Source organism: Bradyrhizobium sp. SZCCHNR1015, from assembly GCF_032489875.1.
Taxonomy (GTDB): domain Bacteria; phylum Pseudomonadota; class Alphaproteobacteria; order Rhizobiales; family Xanthobacteraceae; genus Bradyrhizobium.
In genome coordinates, this window is the sequence record NZ_JAUEYW010000007.1 from 189,373 (window position 1) to 208,322 (window position 18,950).

31 protein-coding genes are annotated in these 18,950 nt (G+C 64.7%); all 31 read left to right on the forward strand.

Annotated features, from left to right (window positions below; all coding sequences use genetic code 11):
• Positions 1 to 22: 22 nt before the first annotated feature.
• A complete protein-coding gene (tuf, locus tag QX128_RS14175) occupies positions 23 to 1,213 on the forward strand; it encodes an elongation factor Tu (protein ID WP_006611837.1) in 1,191 nt (396 codons plus the stop codon).
• Between the two features lie 90 nt (positions 1,214 to 1,303).
• The gene (gene rpsJ, locus QX128_RS14180) at positions 1,304 to 1,612 is read left to right on the forward strand and encodes a 30S ribosomal protein S10 (RefSeq protein ID WP_002712302.1); all 309 of its coding nucleotides are present in this window, start codon (positions 1,304 to 1,306) and stop codon (positions 1,610 to 1,612) included.
• A 57-nt stretch (positions 1,613 to 1,669) separates the two neighbouring features.
• Entirely contained in the window at positions 1,670 to 2,389 is a 720-nt protein-coding gene (gene rplC / locus QX128_RS14185) for a 50S ribosomal protein L3 (RefSeq protein WP_006611838.1), read from the forward strand.
• Positions 2,390 to 3,010 (forward strand): 50S ribosomal protein L4, encoded by a 621-nt coding sequence (rplD, locus tag QX128_RS14190; protein WP_006611839.1) that lies wholly within the window; start codon positions 2,390 to 2,392, stop codon positions 3,008 to 3,010.
• Complete coding sequence (locus tag QX128_RS14195) at positions 3,007 to 3,306, forward strand: 50S ribosomal protein L23 (protein ID WP_172108066.1); 300 nt, start codon at positions 3,007 to 3,009, stop codon at positions 3,304 to 3,306. Before rplD ends, QX128_RS14195 begins: the two co-directional genes overlap by 4 nt.
• Positions 3,307 to 3,318: 12 nt before the next feature.
• Positions 3,319 to 4,152 (forward strand): 50S ribosomal protein L2, encoded by an 834-nt coding sequence (rplB, locus tag QX128_RS14200; RefSeq protein ID WP_006611841.1) that lies wholly within the window; start codon positions 3,319 to 3,321, stop codon positions 4,150 to 4,152.
• A 12-nt stretch (positions 4,153 to 4,164) separates the two neighbouring features.
• A complete protein-coding gene (gene rpsS, locus QX128_RS14205; protein WP_006611842.1) occupies positions 4,165 to 4,443 on the forward strand; it encodes a 30S ribosomal protein S19 in 279 nt (92 codons plus the stop codon).
• Between the two features lie 10 nt (positions 4,444 to 4,453).
• A complete protein-coding gene (gene rplV / locus QX128_RS14210; protein WP_315714562.1) occupies positions 4,454 to 4,834 on the forward strand; it encodes a 50S ribosomal protein L22 in 381 nt (126 codons plus the stop codon).
• 21 nt (positions 4,835 to 4,855) lie between these two features.
• Positions 4,856 to 5,566: a 30S ribosomal protein S3 gene (gene rpsC, locus QX128_RS14215; protein ID WP_012045041.1), complete on the forward strand. Its 711-nt coding sequence runs from the start codon at positions 4,856 to 4,858 to the stop codon at positions 5,564 to 5,566.
• Positions 5,567 to 5,606: 40 nt separating this feature from the next.
• Complete coding sequence (gene rplP, locus QX128_RS14220; protein WP_008963467.1) at positions 5,607 to 6,020, forward strand: 50S ribosomal protein L16; 414 nt, start codon at positions 5,607 to 5,609, stop codon at positions 6,018 to 6,020.
• A gap of 5 nt (positions 6,021 to 6,025) precedes the next feature.
• Entirely contained in the window at positions 6,026 to 6,232 is a 207-nt protein-coding gene (gene rpmC, locus QX128_RS14225) for a 50S ribosomal protein L29 (RefSeq protein WP_006611846.1), read from the forward strand.
• Positions 6,233 to 6,242: 10 nt separating this feature from the next.
• Positions 6,243 to 6,491: a 30S ribosomal protein S17 gene (gene rpsQ, locus QX128_RS14230; protein ID WP_015667612.1), complete on the forward strand. Its 249-nt coding sequence runs from the start codon at positions 6,243 to 6,245 to the stop codon at positions 6,489 to 6,491.
• Positions 6,492 to 6,590: 99 nt separating this feature from the next.
• The gene (rplN, locus tag QX128_RS14235; RefSeq protein WP_006611848.1) at positions 6,591 to 6,959 is read left to right on the forward strand and encodes a 50S ribosomal protein L14; all 369 of its coding nucleotides are present in this window, start codon (positions 6,591 to 6,593) and stop codon (positions 6,957 to 6,959) included.
• Complete coding sequence (gene rplX / locus QX128_RS14240; RefSeq protein ID WP_315714561.1) at positions 6,959 to 7,273, forward strand: 50S ribosomal protein L24; 315 nt, start codon at positions 6,959 to 6,961, stop codon at positions 7,271 to 7,273. The genes rplN and rplX overlap by 1 nt, the downstream gene beginning before the upstream one ends.
• A complete protein-coding gene (rplE, locus tag QX128_RS14245) occupies positions 7,266 to 7,823 on the forward strand; it encodes a 50S ribosomal protein L5 (RefSeq protein WP_315800971.1) in 558 nt (185 codons plus the stop codon). The genes rplX and rplE overlap by 8 nt, the downstream gene beginning before the upstream one ends.
• A gap of 43 nt (positions 7,824 to 7,866) precedes the next feature.
• A complete protein-coding gene (gene rpsN, locus QX128_RS14250; protein WP_315800970.1) occupies positions 7,867 to 8,172 on the forward strand; it encodes a 30S ribosomal protein S14 in 306 nt (101 codons plus the stop codon).
• 13 nt (positions 8,173 to 8,185) lie between these two features.
• Positions 8,186 to 8,584, forward strand: a complete 399-nt coding sequence (gene rpsH / locus QX128_RS14255; RefSeq protein WP_315714559.1) for a 30S ribosomal protein S8 — start codon at positions 8,186 to 8,188, stop codon at positions 8,582 to 8,584.
• A 13-nt stretch (positions 8,585 to 8,597) separates the two neighbouring features.
• Positions 8,598 to 9,131 (forward strand): 50S ribosomal protein L6, encoded by a 534-nt coding sequence (gene rplF / locus QX128_RS14260; RefSeq protein WP_172108074.1) that lies wholly within the window; start codon positions 8,598 to 8,600, stop codon positions 9,129 to 9,131.
• A gap of 11 nt (positions 9,132 to 9,142) precedes the next feature.
• The gene (gene rplR, locus QX128_RS14265) at positions 9,143 to 9,505 is read left to right on the forward strand and encodes a 50S ribosomal protein L18 (RefSeq protein ID WP_006611854.1); all 363 of its coding nucleotides are present in this window, start codon (positions 9,143 to 9,145) and stop codon (positions 9,503 to 9,505) included.
• 48 nt (positions 9,506 to 9,553) lie between these two features.
• Positions 9,554 to 10,126: a 30S ribosomal protein S5 gene (gene rpsE / locus QX128_RS14270; RefSeq protein WP_006611855.1), complete on the forward strand. Its 573-nt coding sequence runs from the start codon at positions 9,554 to 9,556 to the stop codon at positions 10,124 to 10,126.
• A gap of 44 nt (positions 10,127 to 10,170) precedes the next feature.
• Positions 10,171 to 10,362 (forward strand): 50S ribosomal protein L30, encoded by a 192-nt coding sequence (gene rpmD, locus QX128_RS14275; protein ID WP_006611856.1) that lies wholly within the window; start codon positions 10,171 to 10,173, stop codon positions 10,360 to 10,362.
• A gap of 11 nt (positions 10,363 to 10,373) precedes the next feature.
• Positions 10,374 to 10,859 carry a 50S ribosomal protein L15 gene (gene rplO / locus QX128_RS14280; protein ID WP_009031841.1) on the forward strand — a complete coding sequence of 162 codons (486 nt, stop codon included), beginning with the start codon at positions 10,374 to 10,376 and terminating at the stop codon, positions 10,857 to 10,859.
• Positions 10,860 to 11,015: 156 nt separating this feature from the next.
• Positions 11,016 to 12,350: a preprotein translocase subunit SecY gene (gene secY / locus QX128_RS14285; RefSeq protein WP_315714557.1), complete on the forward strand. Its 1,335-nt coding sequence runs from the start codon at positions 11,016 to 11,018 to the stop codon at positions 12,348 to 12,350.
• Between the two features lie 84 nt (positions 12,351 to 12,434).
• Positions 12,435 to 13,304 carry an adenylate kinase gene (locus QX128_RS14290; protein WP_316177111.1) on the forward strand — a complete coding sequence of 290 codons (870 nt, stop codon included), beginning with the start codon at positions 12,435 to 12,437 and terminating at the stop codon, positions 13,302 to 13,304.
• A gap of 195 nt (positions 13,305 to 13,499) precedes the next feature.
• Entirely contained in the window at positions 13,500 to 13,868 is a 369-nt protein-coding gene (gene rpsM, locus QX128_RS14295) for a 30S ribosomal protein S13 (protein ID WP_315714555.1), read from the forward strand.
• 129 nt (positions 13,869 to 13,997) lie between these two features.
• On the forward strand, positions 13,998 to 14,387 hold the full coding sequence (gene rpsK, locus QX128_RS14300; protein WP_006611861.1) for a 30S ribosomal protein S11: 390 nt from the start codon (positions 13,998 to 14,000) through the stop codon (positions 14,385 to 14,387).
• Positions 14,388 to 14,499: 112 nt separating this feature from the next.
• Positions 14,500 to 15,531, forward strand: coding sequence for a DNA-directed RNA polymerase subunit alpha (locus QX128_RS14305; RefSeq protein WP_315800968.1), 1,032 nt, complete (start codon positions 14,500 to 14,502; stop codon positions 15,529 to 15,531).
• 117 nt (positions 15,532 to 15,648) lie between these two features.
• Positions 15,649 to 16,062 (forward strand): 50S ribosomal protein L17, encoded by a 414-nt coding sequence (rplQ, locus tag QX128_RS14310; protein ID WP_006611863.1) that lies wholly within the window; start codon positions 15,649 to 15,651, stop codon positions 16,060 to 16,062.
• Positions 16,063 to 16,384: 322 nt separating this feature from the next.
• Positions 16,385 to 17,179: an SDR family oxidoreductase gene (locus QX128_RS14315; RefSeq protein ID WP_316237733.1), complete on the forward strand. Its 795-nt coding sequence runs from the start codon at positions 16,385 to 16,387 to the stop codon at positions 17,177 to 17,179.
• 8 nt (positions 17,180 to 17,187) lie between these two features.
• Entirely contained in the window at positions 17,188 to 17,484 is a 297-nt protein-coding gene (locus QX128_RS14320; protein ID WP_316237734.1) for a DUF1330 domain-containing protein, read from the forward strand.
• A gap of 21 nt (positions 17,485 to 17,505) precedes the next feature.
• The gene (locus QX128_RS14325) at positions 17,506 to 18,843 is read left to right on the forward strand and encodes a chloride channel protein (protein WP_316237735.1); all 1,338 of its coding nucleotides are present in this window, start codon (positions 17,506 to 17,508) and stop codon (positions 18,841 to 18,843) included.
• Positions 18,844 to 18,950 lie beyond the last annotated feature (107 nt).

Here is an 18,950-nt window from a genome sequence, read left to right on the forward strand (position 1 = left end):
TAGCGACTGAACGGAGAGTCAAATGGCCAAAGCTAAGTTTGAACGTAACAAGCCCCACTGCAACATCGGCACCATCGGTCACGTCGACCACGGCAAGACCTCGCTGACGGCTGCAATCACCAAGATCCTGGCCGAGACGGGCGGTGCGACGTTCACTGCCTACGACCAGATCGACAAGGCGCCGGAAGAGAAGGCTCGCGGCATCACCATCTCGACCGCTCACGTCGAGTACGAGACCAAGAACCGCCACTACGCGCACGTCGACTGCCCCGGCCACGCCGACTACGTGAAGAACATGATCACCGGCGCCGCGCAGATGGACGGCGCGATCCTGGTCGTGTCGGCTGCTGACGGCCCGATGCCGCAGACCCGCGAGCACATCCTGCTCGCCCGCCAGGTCGGCGTGCCGGCGCTGGTCGTGTTCCTCAACAAGTGCGACATGGTCGACGATCCGGAGCTGCTCGAGCTCGTCGAGCTCGAGGTCCGCGAGCTGCTCTCGAAGTACGAGTTCCCGGGCGACAAGATCCCGATCATCAAGGGCTCGGCGCTCGCCGCTCTGGAAGATTCGGACAAGAAGCTCGGCCACGACGCCATCCTCGAGCTGATGCGCAATGTCGACGAGTACATTCCGCAGCCGGAGCGTCCGATCGATCAGCCCTTCCTGATGCCGGTCGAAGACGTGTTCTCGATCTCGGGCCGCGGCACCGTCGTGACCGGCCGTGTCGAGCGCGGCATCATCAAGGTCGGTGAGGAAATCGAGATCGTCGGCATCCGTCCGACGCAGAAGACCACCGTCACCGGCGTTGAAATGTTCCGCAAGCTGCTCGATCAGGGCCAGGCGGGCGACAACATCGGTGCGCTGCTCCGCGGCACCAAGCGCGAGGACGTCGAGCGCGGCCAGGTGCTGTGCAAGCCGGGTTCGGTCAAGCCGCACACCAAGTTCAAGGCTGAGGCGTACATCCTCACCAAGGAAGAGGGCGGCCGTCACACTCCGTTCTTCACCAACTATCGTCCGCAGTTCTACTTCCGCACGACCGACGTGACCGGCGTCGTTCACCTGCCGGAAGGCACCGAGATGGTGATGCCGGGCGACAACATCGCGATGGAAGTGCACCTGATCGTGCCGATCGCGATGGAGGAGAAGCTGCGCTTCGCCATCCGCGAGGGCGGCCGCACCGTCGGCGCCGGCGTCGTCGCCTCGATCATCGAGTAACAACAGCGAATAGGGAATGGCGGGTGGCGAATGGAGATATCCATTCGCCGTTCGCTACTCGCCACTCACTACTCAAAGAAAGATACGGCAATGAACGGCCAAAATATCCGCATCCGTCTCAAGGCGTTTGACCATCGTATCCTCGATACGTCGACGCGAGAGATCGTCAACACGGCGAAACGGACCGGCGCGCAGGTTCGCGGACCCATTCCGCTGCCGACCCGCATCGAGAAGTTCACCGTGAACCGTTCGCCGCACGTCGACAAGAAGAGCCGCGAGCAGTTCGAGATGCGTACCCACAAGCGCCTGCTCGACATCGTCGATCCGACCCCGCAGACCGTCGATGCTCTCATGAAGCTCGACCTGGCCGCCGGCGTCGACGTCGAGATCAAGCTCTAAGTTTTTGGATTCACGTTCGCCCCATCGCGGACATAGAGAAGAACAGGAAGCACGCCGATGCGCTCCGGAGTGATCGCACAAAAGGTCGGGATGACGCGGGTCTTCACGGAGACCGGCGAACATATCCCCGTGACCGTGCTGAAGCTCGGCAATTGCCAGGTGGTCGGTCACCGCACCACCGAGAAGAACGGCTATGTCGCGCTGCAGCTCGGCAGCGGCAGCCGCAAGACGGTCTACATGCCGAAGGCGGAGCGCGGCCAGTTCGCGGTCGCCAAGGTCGAGCCGAAGCGCAAGCTTGCCGAATTCCGTGTCAGCGAGGATTCGCTGATCCCGGTCGGCGCCGAGATCCAGGCCGACCACTTCGTCGTCGGCCAGTTCGTCGACGTTACCGGCACCTCGGTCGGTAAGGGCTTCGCCGGCGGCATGAAGCGCTGGAACTTCGGCGGTCTTCGCGCCACGCACGGTGTGTCGATCTCGCATCGTTCGATCGGTTCGACCGGTGGTCGTCAGGACCCCGGCAAGACCTGGAAGAACAAGAAGATGCCCGGTCACATGGGCGTCGACCGCATCACCACGCTGAACCTGCGTGTGGTGCAGACGGACGTCGAGCGCGGCCTGATCCTGGTCGAAGGCGCGGTGCCCGGCTCCAAGGGTGGCTGGATCTCGGTGCGCGACGCCGTCAAGAAGCCGCTGCCGAAGGAAGCGCCGAAGCCCGGCAAGTTCAAGGTCGCGGGTGAGCAGGCTGCCGAAGCGCCGGCCGTGCAGGAGGGCGCATAAATGGAACTGAAAGTCACCACGCTTGAGGGCAAGGAAGCCGGCTCCGTCCAGCTGTCCGACGCCATCTTCGGTCTGGAGCCGCGCGCTGACATCATCCAGCGTTGCGTCCAGTGGCAGCTGAACAAGCGCCAGGCCGGCACTCACAAGGCCAAGGGGCGCGCCGAGATCTGGCGCACCGGCAAGAAGATGTACAAGCAGAAGGGCACCGGCGGTGCTCGTCACGGCTCGGCTCGCGTGCCGCAGTTCCGTGGCGGCGGCCGCGCCTTCGGTCCGGTCGTGCGCTCGCATGCGACCGACCTGCCGAAGAAGGTCCGTGCGCTCGCTCTGAAGCATGCGCTGTCGGCCAAGGCCAAGGACGGTGATCTGGTCGTCTTGGAGAACGCCACCCTCGAGGCGGCGAAGACCAAGGCGCTGATCGGCCACTTCTCGGGTCTCGGCCTGACCAACGCGCTGATCATCGACGGCGCCGAGCTGCACAACGGCTTCGCCGCTGCGGCCCGCAACATCCCGAACCTGGACGTGCTGCCGATCCAGGGCATCAACGTCTACGACATCCTGCGCCGTCAGAAGCTCGTGCTGACCAAGGCGGCGATCGATGCGCTGGAGGCGCGCTTCAAATGAAGACCATCGATCCGCGCCACTACGACATCATCATCGCGCCGGTCGTGACCGAGAAGGCGACGTTCGCCTCGGAGCACAACAAGGTTCTGTTCAAGGTGGCCGCAAAGGCGACCAAGCCGCAGATCAAGGAAGCGATCGAGAAGCTGTTCGACGTCAAGGTCAAGAGCGTCAACACGCTCGTCCGCAAGGGCAAGACCAAGGTGTTCCGCGGCAATTTCGGTTCGCAATCGGACAGCAAGCGCGCGATCGTGACCCTCGAAGAGGGCCACCGTATCGACGTGACCACCGGACTGTAAGGCTGAGCTGCCATGGCACTGAAGACATTCAATCCCACGACGCCCGGCCAGCGCCAGCTGGTGATGGTCGATCGTTCGGCCCTGTACAAGGGCAAGCCGGTCAAGGCGCTGACCGAAGGCAAGCAGTCGAGCGGCGGTCGCAACAACACCGGCCGCATCACGGTTCGCTTCCTCGGCGGCGGCCACAAGCAGTCGTACCGCACGGTAGACTTCAAGCGCGACAAGGTCGACGTTCCCGCGACCGTCGAGCGCCTGGAGTATGATCCGAACCGGACCGCCTTCATCGCCCTGGTCAAGTATCAGGACGGCGAGCTCGCCTACATCCTGGCGCCGCAGCGCCTGGCGGTCGGTGACACCATCGTCGCCGGCAACTATGTCGACGTGAAGCCGGGCAACGTCATGCCGCTGGGCAACATGCCGGTCGGCACGATCGTGCACAACATCGAGGTCAAGATCGGGAAGGGCGGCCAGCTCGCGCGTTCGGCCGGCACCTACGCCCAGATCGTCGGCCGCGACCAGGACTACGTGATCGTCCGCCTGAACTCGGGCGAGCAGCGCCTGGTGCATGGCCGCTGCCGCGGCACCATCGGTGCGGTGTCGAACCCGGACCACATGAACACCTCGATCGGCAAGGCCGGCCGCAAGCGTTGGATGGGCCGCAGGCCCCACAACCGCGGTGTCGCGATGAACCCGATCGACCATCCGCACGGCGGCGGCGAAGGCCGTACCTCGGGCGGTCGTCACCCGGTCACTCCGTGGGGCAAGCCTACCAAGGGCAAGAAGACCCGCACCAACAAGTCGACCGATAAATTCATTCTCTTGAGCCGCCACAAGCGGAAGAAGTAAGGAACGACGGACATGGTTCGTTCAGTCTGGAAAGGCCCGTTCGTCGAGGCGTCGCTGCTCAAGAAGGCAGATGCGGCGCGCGCGTCCGGCCGTCACGACGTCATCAAGATCTGGAGCCGCCGCTCGACCATCCTGCCGCAGTTCGTCGGCCTGACGTTCGGCGTCTACAACGGCCAGAAGCACGTGCCGGTGGCGATCAACGAAGAGATGGTCGGCCACAAGTTCGGCGAGTTCTCGCCGACCCGCACCTTCCACGGCCATTCGGGCGATAAGAAAGCCAAGAAGGCTTGAGGATTAAGCGATGAGCAAACCAAAGCGCGAACGGAGCCTCCCCGAAAACGAGGCCAAGGCTGTGGCCCGGATGCTTCGGGTGAGCCCGCAGAAGCTGAACCTGGTGGCGCAGATGATCCGCGGCCGCAAGGCGTCGGCCGCCCTCGCCGACCTGCAGTTCTCGCGCAAGCGGATTGCGGTCGACGTCAAGAAGTGCCTGGAATCGGCGATCGCCAATGCCGAGAACAATCACGAGCTCGAGGTCGACGATCTCGTCGTCTCGCAGGCTTTCGTCGGCAAGGGAATCGTGATGAAGCGTTTCTCGCCGCGCGGCCGTGGCCGTTCGGGCCGAGTTTTCAAACCGTTTTCGCAGCTGACGATCATTGTGCGTCAGGTCGAGGCGAGCGCTTAAAGCAGGCGCTGGGAGAATACGATGGGTCAAAAGATCAATCCGATCGGTCTGCGTCTCGGCATCAACCGGACCTGGGATTCGCGCTGGTTCGCCGGCAAGGCCGAGTACGGCAAGCTGCTGCATGAAGACGTCAAGATCCGTGAGATCCTGCACAAGGAGCTCAAGCAGGCGGCCGTTGCCCGCATCGTGATCGAGCGTCCGCACAAGAAGTGCCGCGTCACGATCCACTCGGCACGTCCGGGCGTCGTGATCGGCAAGAAGGGCGCCGACATCGACAAGCTGCGCAAGCGCGTCGCCGACATCACCTCGTCGGACGTCGTCATCAACATCGTCGAGATCCGCAAGCCGGAGCTCGATGCCACGCTGGTCGCCGAATCGATCGCGCAGCAGCTCGAGCGTCGCGTTGCGTTCCGCCGCGCCATGAAGCGCGCCGTGCAGTCGGCGATGCGTCTCGGCGCCGAGGGCATCCGCATCAACTGCTCGGGTCGTCTGGGCGGCGCGGAAATCGCCCGCATGGAGTGGTATCGTGAGGGCCGGGTGCCGCTGCACACGCTGCGCGCCGACATCGACTACGGTGTGGCCACCGCGTTCACCACCTTCGGCACCTGCGGCGTGAAGGTCTGGATCTTCAAGGGCGAGATCCTCGAGCACGATCCGATGGCACAGGACAAGCGGATGAACGAAGGCGGCGGCGAGAGCTCGCAGCCCCGGTCGCGCCGCGACGCGGCCTGATCGATCAGCCGCGACAAGACAGGTTTGAGGGCTCAAAGCCATGATGCAACCAAAGAAGACCAAGTTCCGAAAGGCGCATAAGGGCCGTATCCACGGCGTTGCGTCCTCGGGCGCGACGCTGGCCTTCGGCCAGTTCGGGCTGAAGGCGATGGAGCCGGATCGCGTCACCGCGCGCCAGATCGAGGCCGCTCGTCGTGCCTTGACCCGTCACATGAAGCGCGCCGGCCGCGTCTGGATTCGCGTGTTCCCGGATCTTCCGGTGTCGAAGAAGCCGGCCGAGGTCCGCATGGGCTCCGGCAAGGGCTCGCCGGAATTGTGGGTGGCCCGCGTCAAGCCGGGCCGGGTGATGTTCGAGATCGACGGCGTGAGCAACCAGATCGCGCGCGAGGCGCTGCTGCTGGCGGCCGCCAAGCTGCCGATCAAGACGCGCTTCGTCGAACGCATTGCGGAGTAATGGTCATGGCCGAGATGAAGATTGCCGACATTCGCGCGATGAGCCCCGATCAGATGGACGATGCGATCGTCAACCTGAAGAAGGAGCGCTTCAACCTGCGCTTCCAGCGTGCCACCGGGCAGCTGGAGAACACCGCGCGGCTGCGTGAGGCGCGCCGCGACATCGCCCGTATCAAGACCATCGCCGCGCAGCAGCGCGCCAAGACGAAGTAAGAGGCTCGACATGCCGAAACGGACCCTTCAGGGCGTCGTCGTCAGCGACAAGCAGGCCAAGACGATCGTTGTGCGCGTCGACCGGCGCTTCACCCATCCGATCTACAAGAAGACCATCCGCCGCTCGAAGAACTACCACGCGCACGACGAGAACAATGAGTTCAAGCCGGGCGACATGGTGTGGATCGAGGAGAGCAAGCCGATCTCGAAGCTCAAGCGCTGGACCGTGATCCGGGGCGAGCACAAGAAAACCGCCTGAGGCGCGAGACGCGGCCCTGTCAAAGGGGCCGGTTTCGCTTTCGGGATCAAACAAGGCGCAGCTTTCCTGCGCAGCAGATGAAGAGGACGAGGTGCATCAATGATTCAGATGCAGACCAACCTCGACGTGGCCGATAATTCCGGCGCACGCCGTGTCATGTGTATCAAGGTGCTGGGCGGCTCGAAGCGCCGCTATGCCACCGTCGGCGACATCATCGTGGTGTCGATCAAGGAAGCCATTCCGCGTGGCAAGGTGAAGAAGGGCGACGTCATGAAGGCCGTCGTGGTGCGCGTCCGCAAGGACATCCGCCGCGCCGACGGCTCGGTGATCCGCTTCGACCGCAACGCGGCCGTCCTGATCAACAACCAGTCGGAGCCGGTCGGCACCCGCATCTTCGGGCCGGTGCCGCGCGAGCTGCGCGCCAAGAACCACATGAAGATCATTTCGCTTGCGCCGGAGGTGCTGTGATGGCTGCCAAGATCCGCAAGGGCGACAAGGTGATCGTCCTGACCGGCCGCGACAAGGGTCGCACCGGCGAGGTGTTCGAGGTGCGTCCCGACGAGGGGACGGCGCTGGTGCGGGGCATCAACCTGGTGAAGCGTCACCAGAAGCAGACCCAGAACCAGGAGGGCGGCATCATCAGCAAGGAGTCGCCGATCCAGCTGTCGAACGTCGCTTATGTCGGCAAGGACGGCAAGCCGACGCGCATCGGATTCAAGATTCAGGCGGACGGCAAGAAGGTCCGCGTTGCCAAGAGCTCGGGAGTAGAGATCGATGGCTGAGACCGCTTACACCCCGCGCCTGCGCGAGGAATATGATCGCAAGATCAAGAGCCAGCTGACCGAGAAGTTCGGCTACGCCAACGTCATGCAGGTGCCGCGGCTCGACAAGGTCGTGCTCAACATGGGCATCGGCGAGGCGGTCAACGACCGCAAGAAGGCGGAGACGGCAGCGGCCGACCTGTCGCTGATCGCCGGCCAGAAGGCGGTCGTGACCTATTCGCGCGTCGCCATCGCGACCTTCAAGCTGCGCGAGAACCAGCCGATCGGCTGCAAGGTCACCTTGCGCAAGACCAAGATGTACGAGTTCATCGACCGCCTGATCAACGTCGCGCTGCCGCGCGTCCGCGACTTCCGCGGCCTGAACCCGAAGAGCTTCGACGGCCGCGGCAACTATTCGCTCGGCATCAAGGAGCACATCATTTTCCCCGAGATCGACTTTGACAAGGCCGGGGAGAGCTGGGGCATGGACATCACGGTGTGCACCACCGCGACGACCGACGACGAGGCCCGTGCCCTTCTGACCGCATTCAATTTCCCGTTCCGGCAGTGAGACGCTGAACAGCCTCTCAAACGCGGATACCCAGGAGCCAAGCATGGCAAAGAAGAGTTCAGTCGAGAAGAACAACCGGCGCAAGCGGATGGCCAAGAACGCCGCCCCGAAGCGCGCCCGGTTGAAGGCGATCATCGCCGACAAGGAAAAGCCGATGGAGGAGCGCTTTGCCGCGACCCTGAAGCTGGCCGAGATGCCGCGCAATTCGTCGGCGACCCGCATCCGCAACCGGTGCGAGCTGACCGGCCGTCCGCGGTCGAACTATCGCAAGAACAAGCTGAGCCGCATCGCGTTGCGCGAGCTCGGGTCCAAGGGCCTGGTTCCGGGCCTCGTGAAGTCGAGCTGGTAAGGAGGATCGCACCATGTCAACGCACGATCCCATCAGCGATCTGATCACCCGCATCCGCAACGCGCAGATGCGCTCGAAGTCGAAGGTCTCGACTCCCGGCTCCAAGATGCGCGCCAGCGTGCTCGAGGTGCTGAAGTCCGAAGGCTACATCCGCGGCTATGCCACGCTGGAGCATCCGTCGGGCCGCAGCGAGATCGAGATCGAGCTGAAATATTTCGACGGCGAGCCCGTGATCCGCGAGATCGAGCGCGTCTCCAAGCCCGGCCGCCGCGTCTACACCTCGGTGAAGAACCTGCCGCGCGTGAACAACGGGCTCGGAATTTCTGTTTTGTCGACGCCGAAGGGAATCATGGCCGACCATAGCGCGCGTGACGCGAATGTCGGCGGTGAAGTTCTCTTCACGGTGTTCTAAGAAGGATTGAGCCATGTCACGTATTGGCAAGAAGCCTGTGGCGGTGCCGTCCGGAGTGACGGCCTCCGTCGACGGACAGACCGTCAAGATGAAGGGGCCGAAGGGCCAGCTTCAGTTCATCGTCCATGACGACGTGGACGTGAAGTTCGAGAACGGCCAGGTCAAGGTTGCCCCGCGCGCCGAGACCAAGCGCGCCCGGTCGCTGTACGGCACCGCGCGCGCCCAGATCGCCAACCTGGTCGAAGGCGTGACCAAGGGCTTCGAGAAGAAGCTCGAGATCACCGGCGTCGGCTACCGCGCCGCGATGCAGGGCAAGAACCTGCAGCTCGCGCTCGGCTACAGCCATGACGTCGTCTACCAGATCCCGGAGGGCATCACGATCGCGGTGCCGAAGCCGACCGAGATCACGGTCACGGGCATCGACCCGCAGCGCGTCGGCCAGGTGGCCGCCGAAATCCGCGCCTACCGGCCGCCGGAGCCCTACAAGGGCAAGGGCGTGAAGTACGCGGGTGAATTCATCTTCCGCAAGGAAGGCAAGAAGAAGTAACGGAGCCGGACATGTCGAGAGCAAAGGTTACGAATGCCCGGCGCAAGCAGCGCGTGAGGCTGTCGCTGCGCCGCTCCGCCGGCGGCCGTCCGCGTCTGTCGGTGTTCCGTTCGTCGAAGCACATCTACGCTCAGGTCATCGACGATCAGAAGGGCGAGACGCTCGCCTCCGCGTCGTCGATGGAGAAGGAGATGCGCTCGGCCGGCAACACCGGTGCCGACATCGATGCGGCGAAGGCGGTGGGCAAGCTGCTCGCCGAGCGCGCGGTGAAGGCGGGGATCAAGGAAGTCGTGTTCGATCGCGGCGGCTATCTCTATCACGGTCGTGTCAAGGCCCTGGCCGACGCGGCGCGCGAGAGCGGGCTGAGCTTCTAACATCAATGGATATGGGCGCGAGAGCCCCTCAGAAGATTGGATAGCACCATGGCAGGTGAACGGGAACGAGGCGGTCGCGATCGCAAGGAGCGCGAGGAGCGCGACAGCGAGTTCGTCGACAAGCTCGTCCACATCAACCGAGTCGCGAAGGTCGTGAAGGGCGGTAAGCGCTTCGGCTTTGCGGCGCTCGTCGTGATCGGCGATCAGAAGGGCCGGGTCGGCTTCGGCCACGGCAAGGCGCGCGAAGTGCCGGAGGCGATCCGCAAGGCGACGGACTCCGCCAAGCGCAACCTGACCCGCGTCGCGCTGCGCGAGGGCCGGACCCTGCACCACGACATCTTCGGTCGTCACGGTGCGGGCCGCGTCTATCTGCGTGCGGCTCCGGCCGGTACCGGCATCATCGCCGGCGGCCCGATGCGCGCCGTGTTCGAGACGCTGGGCATCCAGGACGTGGTGGCGAAGTCGATCGGCTCGTCCAACCCGTACAACATGGTGCGCGCGACCTTCAACGCGCTGAAGCACCAGGATTCACCGCGCTCGGTTGCCGCGCGCCGCAACATCAAGGTGTCGACCCTGCAGGCCCGCCGCGTCGGTGGCGATGCCGAGGCAGCTGCCGACTAACGAACGCGCGCCGCCTCTGGCCGGCGCATCTCGGAGTGAAGACCATGGCTAGCGCCAAGACGATCAAGATCGAGCAGATCGGCAGCCCGATCCGCCGGCATCACTCGCAGCGCGAGACGCTGATCGGGTTGAAGCTCAACAAGATCGGCCGCGTGACCGAGCTGCCGGATACGCCGGCGGTCCGCGGCATGATCACCAAGGTTCATCATCTCGTCCGCATCGTCGACGAGAAGTAAGGAGAAGGGCGATGAAGCTCAGCGATATCGCCGACAACGCCGGCGCGCGCAAGAAGCGCATGCGCGTCGGGCGCGGCATCGGCTCCGGCAAGGGCAAGACCTCGGGCCGTGGCGGCAAGGGCCAGACCGCGCGCTCCGGCGTGCGCATCAAGGGCTTCGAAGGCGGTCAGATGCCGATGCATCGCCGTCTGCCGAAGCGCGGCTTCAACAACATCTTCGCGCTCGATTTCGTCGAGATCAATCTCGACCGGATCCAGCAGGCGATCGATGCCAAGAAGCTCGATGCCGGCAGCGTGATCAACGCCGAGTCCCTCGTGAAGTCCGGTGCGCTGCGCCGCGCCAAGGACGGCGTGCGTCTGCTCGGCCGCGGCGAGCTCAAGGCCAAGATCAACATCGAGGTGCATGGTGCCTCGAAGTCGGCGATCGCGGCGGTCGAGAAGGCCGGCGGCACCGTCAAGCTCCTGGCGCCAGCCAAGGACGAAGGCGAGGCGGCGTAACATCTGCGTCATTGCCCTGCTGCCGGCTTGTGCTGGAGAGGGCAGGGCAATGGACAGAACGCGCTCGCGTACCAGATAATATCCGACGTCTGCCCAAGCCTCGCGAGCCCTCGCGGGGCTGATGCGGTCAAGAAGGGCGGCGGGAGAAAGCTAGACATGGCCTCAGCAGCGGAACAACTGGCGGCAAACCTCAATTTCGGCGCGCTCGCGAAGGCCGATGAGCTGAAGAAGCGCATCTGGTTCACCCTCGGCGCGCTGCTGGTCTACCGCCTCGGCACCTACATTCCGCTGCCCGGCATCGACCCGAACATCTGGGACTCGGTGTTCCGCACCCAGGCCGGCGGCATTCTCGGCATGTTCAACATGTTCGCCGGCGGCGGCATTCACCGCATGGCGATCTTCGCGCTGAACATCATGCCGTACATCTCGGCATCGATCATCATTCAGCTGCTCACCACCGTCTCGCCCCAGCTCGAGGCCCTCAAGAAAGAGGGTGAGGCTGGCCGCAAGATGCTGAACCAGTACACCCGCTATCTGACGGTGATCCTGGCTGCCGTGCAGTCCTACGGCATCGCCGTCGGCCTCGAAGGCGCCGGCAACGTCGTCGCCGATCCCGGCCTGTTCTTCCGCCTCTCGACCGCGATCACGCTGACCGGCGGCACCATGTTCCTGATGTGGCTCGGCGAGCAGATCACCTCGCGCGGCATCGGCAACGGCATCTCGCTGATCATCCTGTCCGGCATCGTCGCGGAGCTGCCCTCTGCACTCGCCAACATGCTGGAACTCGGCCGCCAGGGCGCGCTGTCGACCGGCCTGATCCTGATCGTCATCGTGATGGCGGTTGCCGTGATCGCCTTCATCGTGTTCGTGGAGCGCGCCCAGCGCCGGCTCCTGATCCAGTATCCGAAGCGCCAGGTCGGCAACAAGATGTTCGAAGGCCAGTCCTCGCATCTGCCGCTGAAGCTGAACACCTCGGGCGTGATCCCGCCGATCTTCGCCTCGTCGCTGCTGCTGCTGCCGACCACGGTCGCCAATTTCAACGCCGGCAAGGGACCGGAGTGGTTCCAGTGGATCACCACCCAGCTCGGTCACGGCCGGCCGCTGTTCCTGGTGCTGTATCTGGCGCTGATTCTGTTCTTCGCTTTCTTCTACACCGCGATCGTGTTCAACCCGACCGAGACCGCCGACAATCTGAAGAAGCATGGCGGCTTTATCCCGGGCATCAGGCCGGGCGAGCGCACCGCGGAATATATCGATTACGTGCTGTCGCGGATCACCGTGCTCGGCGCCATCTATCTGGCGATCGTGTGTCTGATCCCGGAAATTCTGATTTCCTACGCTTCCGTCCCGTTCTACTTTGGTGGCACTTCGCTTCTGATCGTGGTCAGCGTTACGATGGATACCGTGGCGCAGGTTCAGGGTTATCTGCTCGCCCATCAGTATGAGGGGCTGATCAGGAAGTCGAAGTTGCGGGGGCGCCGCCGCGGATAGCGGCGGATCGCGGCCCGGGAACCACCAAGCCAAGAACAAGGTGTGCGGGAGGGTCGCTCACCGTGTGCCGGGGGGCGAAATTCGATGAGACTCATTCTTCTGGGGCCGCCCGGTTCGGGCAAGGGGACGCAGGCGCAGCGCCTGGTCCAGCAATACGGCATCGTTCAGCTGTCGACCGGCGACATGCTGCGCGCCGCGGTCGCCGCTCAGACGCCGATCGGGCTCAAGGCCAAGGACATCATGGCGGCGGGCGGTCTGGTGCCTGACGAGGTCGTGGTCGGCATCATCGCGGACCGGATCGAGCAGCCGGACGCCGCCAATGGCTTCATCCTTGACGGCTTCCCGCGCACGGTGCCGCAGGCCGAGGCGCTGGATGCGCTGCTGAAGCAGAAGCAGATGAAGCTCGACGCGGTGATCGAGCTCCGGGTCAATGAGGGCGTGCTGCTTGAGCGCGTCGAGCGCCGGGCCGCCGAGACCCGCGCGCGCGGCGAGGCTGTGCGGGCCGATGATACGCCGGAGGTCCTGACCAAGCGCCTGGCCAGCTACCGCGACCAGACCGAGCCTCTGATCCACTATTATTCGGACCACCGGATGCTGGCGACCGTCGACGGCATGATGCCGATCGAGCAGGTCACCGAGGAGATCGGACGGATCCTGGCCGCCGTCGGTAACACCGGCGGCAGCCGGGCGGCGAAGAAGGCGAGCCCGGCCAAGCGCAGTGCCAAGGCTGCGGGGAAGACCGCGCCGGCCAAATCGGCCAAGAAGGTCGCTAAAAAGGCTCCGAAGGCGCCTGCGCCGACGAAAAAGGCCGCAAAGACAGCCAAAAAGGGAGCAAAGGCGGCCCCCAAGAAAGCCTCCAAGGCCTCGAAGAAGGCTCCCAAGCTCGCTGCCAAGGCGGCCAAGGGAACCCGGAAAACCTCTGCAAAGGCTGCAAAAAAGCGCGCCAAGAGGTGATCGAATCTTGTAGGGGCGGTTGACGACCGCCGTGTGAATCCATTAATAAGCCCGCATCCAAGTCGGATGGTTTTCCAAAGATGCCGGGCCCCACGAATCGAGGGGTGGGCGTCTTGTTCGCGTTTGCGGACGCCTGCCCGAGATAGCGAGAACGAAGGCCGGTCCATCCTGGGATCGGTGACAGGAGAGAAGTCCGTGGCCCGTATTGCCGGTGTCAACATCCCGACCAACAAGCGCGTTCTGATCGCGCTCCAGTATATCCATGGCATCGGCCCGAAGATCGCGGGCGAGATCATTGACAAGGTCAAGATCGCCGAGGATCGTCGCGTCAACCAGTTGAGCGACCAGGAAGTCCTGCAGATCCGCGAAATCATCGACCGCGACTACGTCGTCGAGGGCGACCTGCGGCGCGAGACCGGCATCAACATCAAGCGTCTGATGGACCTCGGCTGCTATCGCGGCCTGCGCCATCGCCGCGGTCTGCCGGTGCGCGGCCAGCGCACCCACACCAATGCGCGCACGCGCAAGGGACCGGCCAAGGCGATTGCCGGCAAGAAGAAGTAATCTGGCGAACTGCTGATGGCGGGTGGCGGATAGGGGTGATCCCTATTCGCTACTCGCTATTCACCATTCGCCTTTCTGGTGTAGCCGCTGGCACTACGGCGGCGTTGAGATCTCGAGAAAGGTACTTATATGGCCAAGGAAGCCGCACGCGTCCGCCGTCGTGAGCGCAAGAACATCGCCTCCGGCGTCGCCCACGTGAATTCGTCGTTCAACAACACCACCATCACCATCACCGATGCGCAGGGCAACACCATTGCCTGGTCGTCGGCCGGCACGATGGGGTTCAAGGGATCGCGCAAGTCGACCCCGTATGCCGCGCAGGTCGCGGCGGAGGACGTGTCCAAGAAGGCTCAGGAACACGGCATGCGCACCCTCGAGGTCGAGGTTGCCGGCCCTGGCTCCGGCCGTGAATCGGCGCTCCGTGCGCTGCAGGCTGCGGGTTTCACCGTCACCTCGATCCGCGACGTGACGACGATCCCGCACAATGGTTGCCGCCCGCGCAAGCGTCGGCGCGTCTAATCTGAAAGAGGCGGACAGCATGTCCGCCTCGTCGTGCTTTTGAGACATTTCGACTGCCGCGATCTGAAGCGCGGTTCTCCAACGCCAGTCAGTCAGATCCCATGACTGGCCCATGGGTGAAACAGTGACGATCCAGAAGAATTGGCAAGAATTGATTCGGCCGAACAAGCTCCAGGTCACGCCGGGCTCCGACGCGACCCGTTTCGCCACCGTGGTTGCCGAGCCGCTGGAGCGCGGTTTCGGCCAGACGCTCGGCAATGCGCTGCGCCGCATCCTGCTGTCGTCGCTGCAGGGCGCCGCTGTGCAGTCGGTGCACATCGACGGCGTGCTGCACGAGTTCTCCTCGATCGCCGGTGTCCGCGAGGACGTCACCGACATCGTGCTGAACATCAAGGACATCGCGATCAAGATGCAGGGCGAAGGCCCGAAGCGGATGGTCGTGAAGAAGCAGGGTCCGGGCGCGGTCACCGCCGGCGACATCCAGACCGTCGGCGATATCGTCGTTCTGAACCCCGACCTGCAGCTCTGCACTCTGGACGAGGGCGCCGAGATCCGCATGGAGTTCACGGTCGCGACCGGCAAGGGCTATGTCGCCGCCGATCGTAACCGTCCCGAGGACGCGCCGATCGGCCTGATCCCGGTCGACAGCCTGTTCTCTCCGGTCCGCAAGGTCTCCTACAAGGTCGAGAACACCCGCGAGGGCCAGATCCTCGACTACGACAAGCTGACCATGACGATCGAGACCAACGGCGCGATCTCGCCGGAGGACGCGGTGGCCTATGCCGCGCGCATCCTGCAGGATCAGCTCAACGTGTTCGTCAACTTCGAAGAGCCGCGCAAGGAAGTCGCTCAGGAGATCATCCCGGACCTCGCCTTCAACCCGGCCTTCCTCAAGAAGGTGGACGAGCTCGAGCTGTCGGTGCGTTCGGCGAACTGCCTGAAGAACGACAACATCGTCTATATCGGCGACCTCGTGCAGAAGTCGGAAGCGGAAATGCTGCGCACCCCGAACTTCGGCCGCAAATCGCTGAACGAGATCAAGGAAGTGCTGGCCCAGATGGGTCTGCATCTCGGCATGGAAGTGCCCGGCTGGCCGCCGGAGAACATCGACGAGCTGGCCAAGCGCTTCGAGGATCACTACTGAGCGGCGGGCGGGTAGGGTCCTACCCGCCACCGTAACCACCCGGGCGAACGCAGGCAGCCCACCTGAGCAACATGTCCGACGAACCGTCGCGGCAGATTGAAATGAAGGACTAACACTATGCGTCACGGCAAGGTTCATCGGAAGCTCAACCGCACCGCCGAGCACCGCAAGGCGATGTTCGCTAACATGTGCGCCGCGCTGATCAAGCACGAGCAGATCGTCACCACGCTGCCGAAGGCCAAGGAGCTGCGGCCGATCGTCGAGAAGCTCGTCACCCTCGGCAAGAAGGGCGGACTCGCGCTGCGCCGTCAGGCGATCGCCGAGATGCGCGACGTCGACCAGGTCAAGAAGCTGTTCGACGTGCTGGCGCCCCGCTACAAGGACCGCAACGGCGGCTACACCCGCATCATCAAGGCCGGCTTCCGCTACGGCGACAACGCCGCGATGGCCGTGATCGAGTTCGTCGACCGCGACGTCGATGCCAAGGGGCAGGATTCCGGCCCGGTGCAGGAGACCTCGGAAGCCGCGTAAGCGGCGATCCGACCCGAGTTTTCAGAATGGCGCCTTCGGGCGCCGTTTTCGTTTGAGGGGGGTCGCTTCTAGGGTGGGCAAAGACGGGTCGACGCCGTCGCCTCGCACGTGCTCTTGGCGGCGCCGCGCCCGCCATCTCACCGAGAATTCGTCGATCGATGGTGGGCCCGCCGCCGCCTTCGGCGGCCGCTTTGCTCACCCTACGGAGGCCGCCGGCGGCATTTGCGCGCGCCATTCACCGTTCTTCTCGAGGATCAGCTCTGCGTTGCGTTGGCGCGACGACGCCCCACATCCGTTGCTTCAGCACAACGGAGAGCTGCTCATGCACATCGACCTCTCGGGAAAGACCGCCCTCGTCACGGGTTCGACCGCCGGCATCGGTTTTGCCATCGCCAAGGGGCTTGCCGCTGCAGGCGCGGAGGTCGTCGTCAATGGTCGCAGCCAGGTCCGTGTCGATGAGGCGGTCGCGAAGCTCAAGCAGGCGGTTTCGGCCGCCAGGCTGCGCGGCGTCGCCGGCGATGTCGCTCAGATCGACGGCTGCAACGCCATCGTCACTGCGCTGCCCGAGGTCGACATCCTCGTCAACAATGCCGGCATCTTCGAGCCGAAGGACTTCTTCGACATTCCCGACGAGGATTGGAGCCGCTTCTTCGAGATCAACGTGATGTCCGGCGTGCGCATGGCGCGCGCCTACATGCAGGGCATGCTGAAGCGCGACTGGGGCCGCATCATCTTCATCTCCTCGGAGTCGGCGGTAAACATTCCGACCGAGATGATCCACTACGGCATGACCAAGACCGCGCAGCTCGCGATCTCGCGCGGCCTCGCCAAGCTGACCCGCGGCACCGGCGTCACGGTCAACGCGGTGCTGCCGGGACCGACGATGTCGGAGGGCGTCGAGACCTTCGTCAAGGATCTCGCCCGCCAGAACGGCCAGTCGGAGGAGGAGGCGGCCTCGTCCTTCGTCAAGCAGCACCGGCCGGCCTCGCTGCTGCAGCGCTTCGCCAGCGTTGACGAGATCGCCAACATGGTCGTCTACGCCGCCTCCAAGCAGGCATCCGCCACCAACGGAGCCGCGCTGCGCGCCGAGGGCGGCATCCTCGACACCATCGCCTGAGGCCGGCCATGGCGGCCTACGTCATCTCCGAGGTCGAGGTGCGCGATGCCCAGGCGATGGAGCGCTATCGCACGCTCGCGGCGCGCTCGATCGCGCAATACGGCGGGCGTTATCTGGTCCGCGGCGGGACCGCGGAGACGGTCGAGGGCAGTCCGCCGGCCAAGACCCTCATCATCGTCGAGTTCCCGTCGATGGCCCGGCTGCGCGAATGGTATGCGTCGGCCGAATACGCGGACGCCCTGGGCGAACGCGGGAAGGCGCTGGACCGCCGGCTGATTTTCGTCGAGGGTGCTGCACCTGCGTAGAGAACGGACTCCGTTGCGCCCATGCTGACCATCACCCCCCGCCGCAAGCGTTGGCTCAAGCTGACCTCGGCGCGCTGGCAGCGGCGGGTGCTGTTCGTGGCTGGCGGCCTGATGGTGGGCGCGGCGGCCGTGGCCCTGGCGGAGCTCGCCGACCTGGCCCAGCTCGCCTTCAACTGGCTGCTGTCGAAATCACGCTACGCCTCACTGATCGTGACGCCCGCCGGCTTCGCGCTGTCGGTCTATCTGACCCAGCGCTTCTTCCCGAATGCGCAAGGCAGCGGCATCCCGCAGGCGATCGCCGCTCGGCACCTGACCGACACGAGCGCGCGAAGCCCGCTGGTGTCGATCCGCATCGCCATCGGCAAGGTGCTCTTGACCCTGCTCGGGTTGTTGTGCGGCGGCTCGGTCGGCCGCGAGGGCCCGACGGTGCAGGTCGGCGCCTCCATCATGTTCGCGCTCGGCCGGCTGTCGCCGCGGCGGCAGCCGGGCTTGATCCTGGCGGGCGCCGCCGCCGGGGTCGCGGCCGCCTTCAACACGCCGCTGGCCGGCATCGTGTTCGGCATCGAGGAGATGAGCCGTGCCTTCGAGACGCGGACCTCGAGCCTCATCATCGCCACCGTGATCGCCGCGGGCCTGACCTCGCTGGCCCTGATGGGCAACTACGCCTATTTCGGCACGACGCCGATCGCGCTCGGCAAGGGCATCGACTGGCTGGCGGTGCCCGTCTGCGGGGTCCTGGGCGGCGCCGCCGGCGGCCTGTTCAGCCGCATCCTGATCACCATGGCGCGCGGACTGCCCGGCGCTGGCGGCCGCCTCATCAAACGCCACCCGCTGCCGTTCGCCCTCGCCTGCGGCTTTGCCGTCGCGCTGTGCGGGCTGGCCTCGGGCGATACGGTCTACGGCACCGGCTATGCACAGGTGAAAGGCGCGCTGGAGACCGGAACGCCGCTGCCGAGCGATTTCGGCGTGCTGAAATTCCTCGCCACCACCTTTGCCGCGATCAGCGGCATTCCCGGCGGCATCTTCGCGCCGTCGCTCGCAGTCGGGGCGGGCATCGGCGCCAACGTCGCCAGCCTGTTCCAGCAGTCGCCGCTGGCGCCGATCATGCTGCTCGGCATGGTCGCCTATTTCGCCGGCGTGGTGCAGGCGCCGATCACCGCCTTCGTCATCGTCACCGAGATGACCGACAACCACGCCATGGTGGTGCCGCTGATGATGGCGTCGCTGATCGCCTACGGCACCTCGCGCCTGATCTGCGAGGAGGGGCTCTATCACGCCCTCGCCAAGGGCTTCGTCGCCAGAGCTGAGACGAAGGCTGAGGCAGCGCAGGAGCCGAAGCAGGTTGCCGCGCCATCCTGATCCCAGCGCTCAAGCAGCGGTTCGGAGCGCGCCGATAACCGGCGTCGGTTCAATCGCTTGATGGCAGATCCTGAGATCTGCCATCGGCTCGAAACGGCAGCGGCCCC

Bases quoted from the DNA above. Each gene is read 5' to 3' on its own strand.
- tuf (WP_006611837.1), top strand. From the start codon at position 23: ATGGCCAAAGCTAAGTTTGAACGTAACAAGCCCCACTGCAACATCGGC.
- rpsJ (WP_002712302.1), top strand. From the start codon at position 1,304: ATGAACGGCCAAAATATCCGCATCCGTCTCAAGGCGTTTGACCATCGT.
- rplC (WP_006611838.1), top strand. From the start codon at position 1,670: ATGCGCTCCGGAGTGATCGCACAAAAGGTCGGGATGACGCGGGTCTTC.
- rplD (WP_006611839.1), top strand. From the start codon at position 2,390: ATGGAACTGAAAGTCACCACGCTTGAGGGCAAGGAAGCCGGCTCCGTC.
- QX128_RS14195 (WP_172108066.1), top strand. From the start codon at position 3,007: ATGAAGACCATCGATCCGCGCCACTACGACATCATCATCGCGCCGGTC.
- rplB (WP_006611841.1), top strand. From the start codon at position 3,319: ATGGCACTGAAGACATTCAATCCCACGACGCCCGGCCAGCGCCAGCTG.
- rpsS (WP_006611842.1), top strand. From the start codon at position 4,165: ATGGTTCGTTCAGTCTGGAAAGGCCCGTTCGTCGAGGCGTCGCTGCTC.
- rplV (WP_315714562.1), top strand. From the start codon at position 4,454: ATGAGCAAACCAAAGCGCGAACGGAGCCTCCCCGAAAACGAGGCCAAG.
- rpsC (WP_012045041.1), top strand. From the start codon at position 4,856: ATGGGTCAAAAGATCAATCCGATCGGTCTGCGTCTCGGCATCAACCGG.
- rplP (WP_008963467.1), top strand. From the start codon at position 5,607: ATGATGCAACCAAAGAAGACCAAGTTCCGAAAGGCGCATAAGGGCCGT.
- rpmC (WP_006611846.1), top strand. From the start codon at position 6,026: ATGGCCGAGATGAAGATTGCCGACATTCGCGCGATGAGCCCCGATCAG.
- rpsQ (WP_015667612.1), top strand. From the start codon at position 6,243: ATGCCGAAACGGACCCTTCAGGGCGTCGTCGTCAGCGACAAGCAGGCC.
- rplN (WP_006611848.1), top strand. From the start codon at position 6,591: ATGATTCAGATGCAGACCAACCTCGACGTGGCCGATAATTCCGGCGCA.
- rplX (WP_315714561.1), top strand. From the start codon at position 6,959: ATGGCTGCCAAGATCCGCAAGGGCGACAAGGTGATCGTCCTGACCGGC.
- rplE (WP_315800971.1), top strand. From the start codon at position 7,266: ATGGCTGAGACCGCTTACACCCCGCGCCTGCGCGAGGAATATGATCGC.
- rpsN (WP_315800970.1), top strand. From the start codon at position 7,867: ATGGCAAAGAAGAGTTCAGTCGAGAAGAACAACCGGCGCAAGCGGATG.
- rpsH (WP_315714559.1), top strand. From the start codon at position 8,186: ATGTCAACGCACGATCCCATCAGCGATCTGATCACCCGCATCCGCAAC.
- rplF (WP_172108074.1), top strand. From the start codon at position 8,598: ATGTCACGTATTGGCAAGAAGCCTGTGGCGGTGCCGTCCGGAGTGACG.
- rplR (WP_006611854.1), top strand. From the start codon at position 9,143: ATGTCGAGAGCAAAGGTTACGAATGCCCGGCGCAAGCAGCGCGTGAGG.
- rpsE (WP_006611855.1), top strand. From the start codon at position 9,554: ATGGCAGGTGAACGGGAACGAGGCGGTCGCGATCGCAAGGAGCGCGAG.
- rpmD (WP_006611856.1), top strand. From the start codon at position 10,171: ATGGCTAGCGCCAAGACGATCAAGATCGAGCAGATCGGCAGCCCGATC.
- rplO (WP_009031841.1), top strand. From the start codon at position 10,374: ATGAAGCTCAGCGATATCGCCGACAACGCCGGCGCGCGCAAGAAGCGC.
- secY (WP_315714557.1), top strand. From the start codon at position 11,016: ATGGCCTCAGCAGCGGAACAACTGGCGGCAAACCTCAATTTCGGCGCG.
- QX128_RS14290 (WP_316177111.1), top strand. From the start codon at position 12,435: ATGAGACTCATTCTTCTGGGGCCGCCCGGTTCGGGCAAGGGGACGCAG.
- rpsK (WP_006611861.1), top strand. From the start codon at position 13,998: ATGGCCAAGGAAGCCGCACGCGTCCGCCGTCGTGAGCGCAAGAACATC.
- QX128_RS14305 (WP_315800968.1), top strand. From the start codon at position 14,500: ATGGGTGAAACAGTGACGATCCAGAAGAATTGGCAAGAATTGATTCGG.
- rplQ (WP_006611863.1), top strand. From the start codon at position 15,649: ATGCGTCACGGCAAGGTTCATCGGAAGCTCAACCGCACCGCCGAGCAC.
- QX128_RS14315 (WP_316237733.1), top strand. From the start codon at position 16,385: ATGCACATCGACCTCTCGGGAAAGACCGCCCTCGTCACGGGTTCGACC.
- QX128_RS14320 (WP_316237734.1), top strand. From the start codon at position 17,188: ATGGCGGCCTACGTCATCTCCGAGGTCGAGGTGCGCGATGCCCAGGCG.
- QX128_RS14325 (WP_316237735.1), top strand. From the start codon at position 17,506: ATGCTGACCATCACCCCCCGCCGCAAGCGTTGGCTCAAGCTGACCTCG.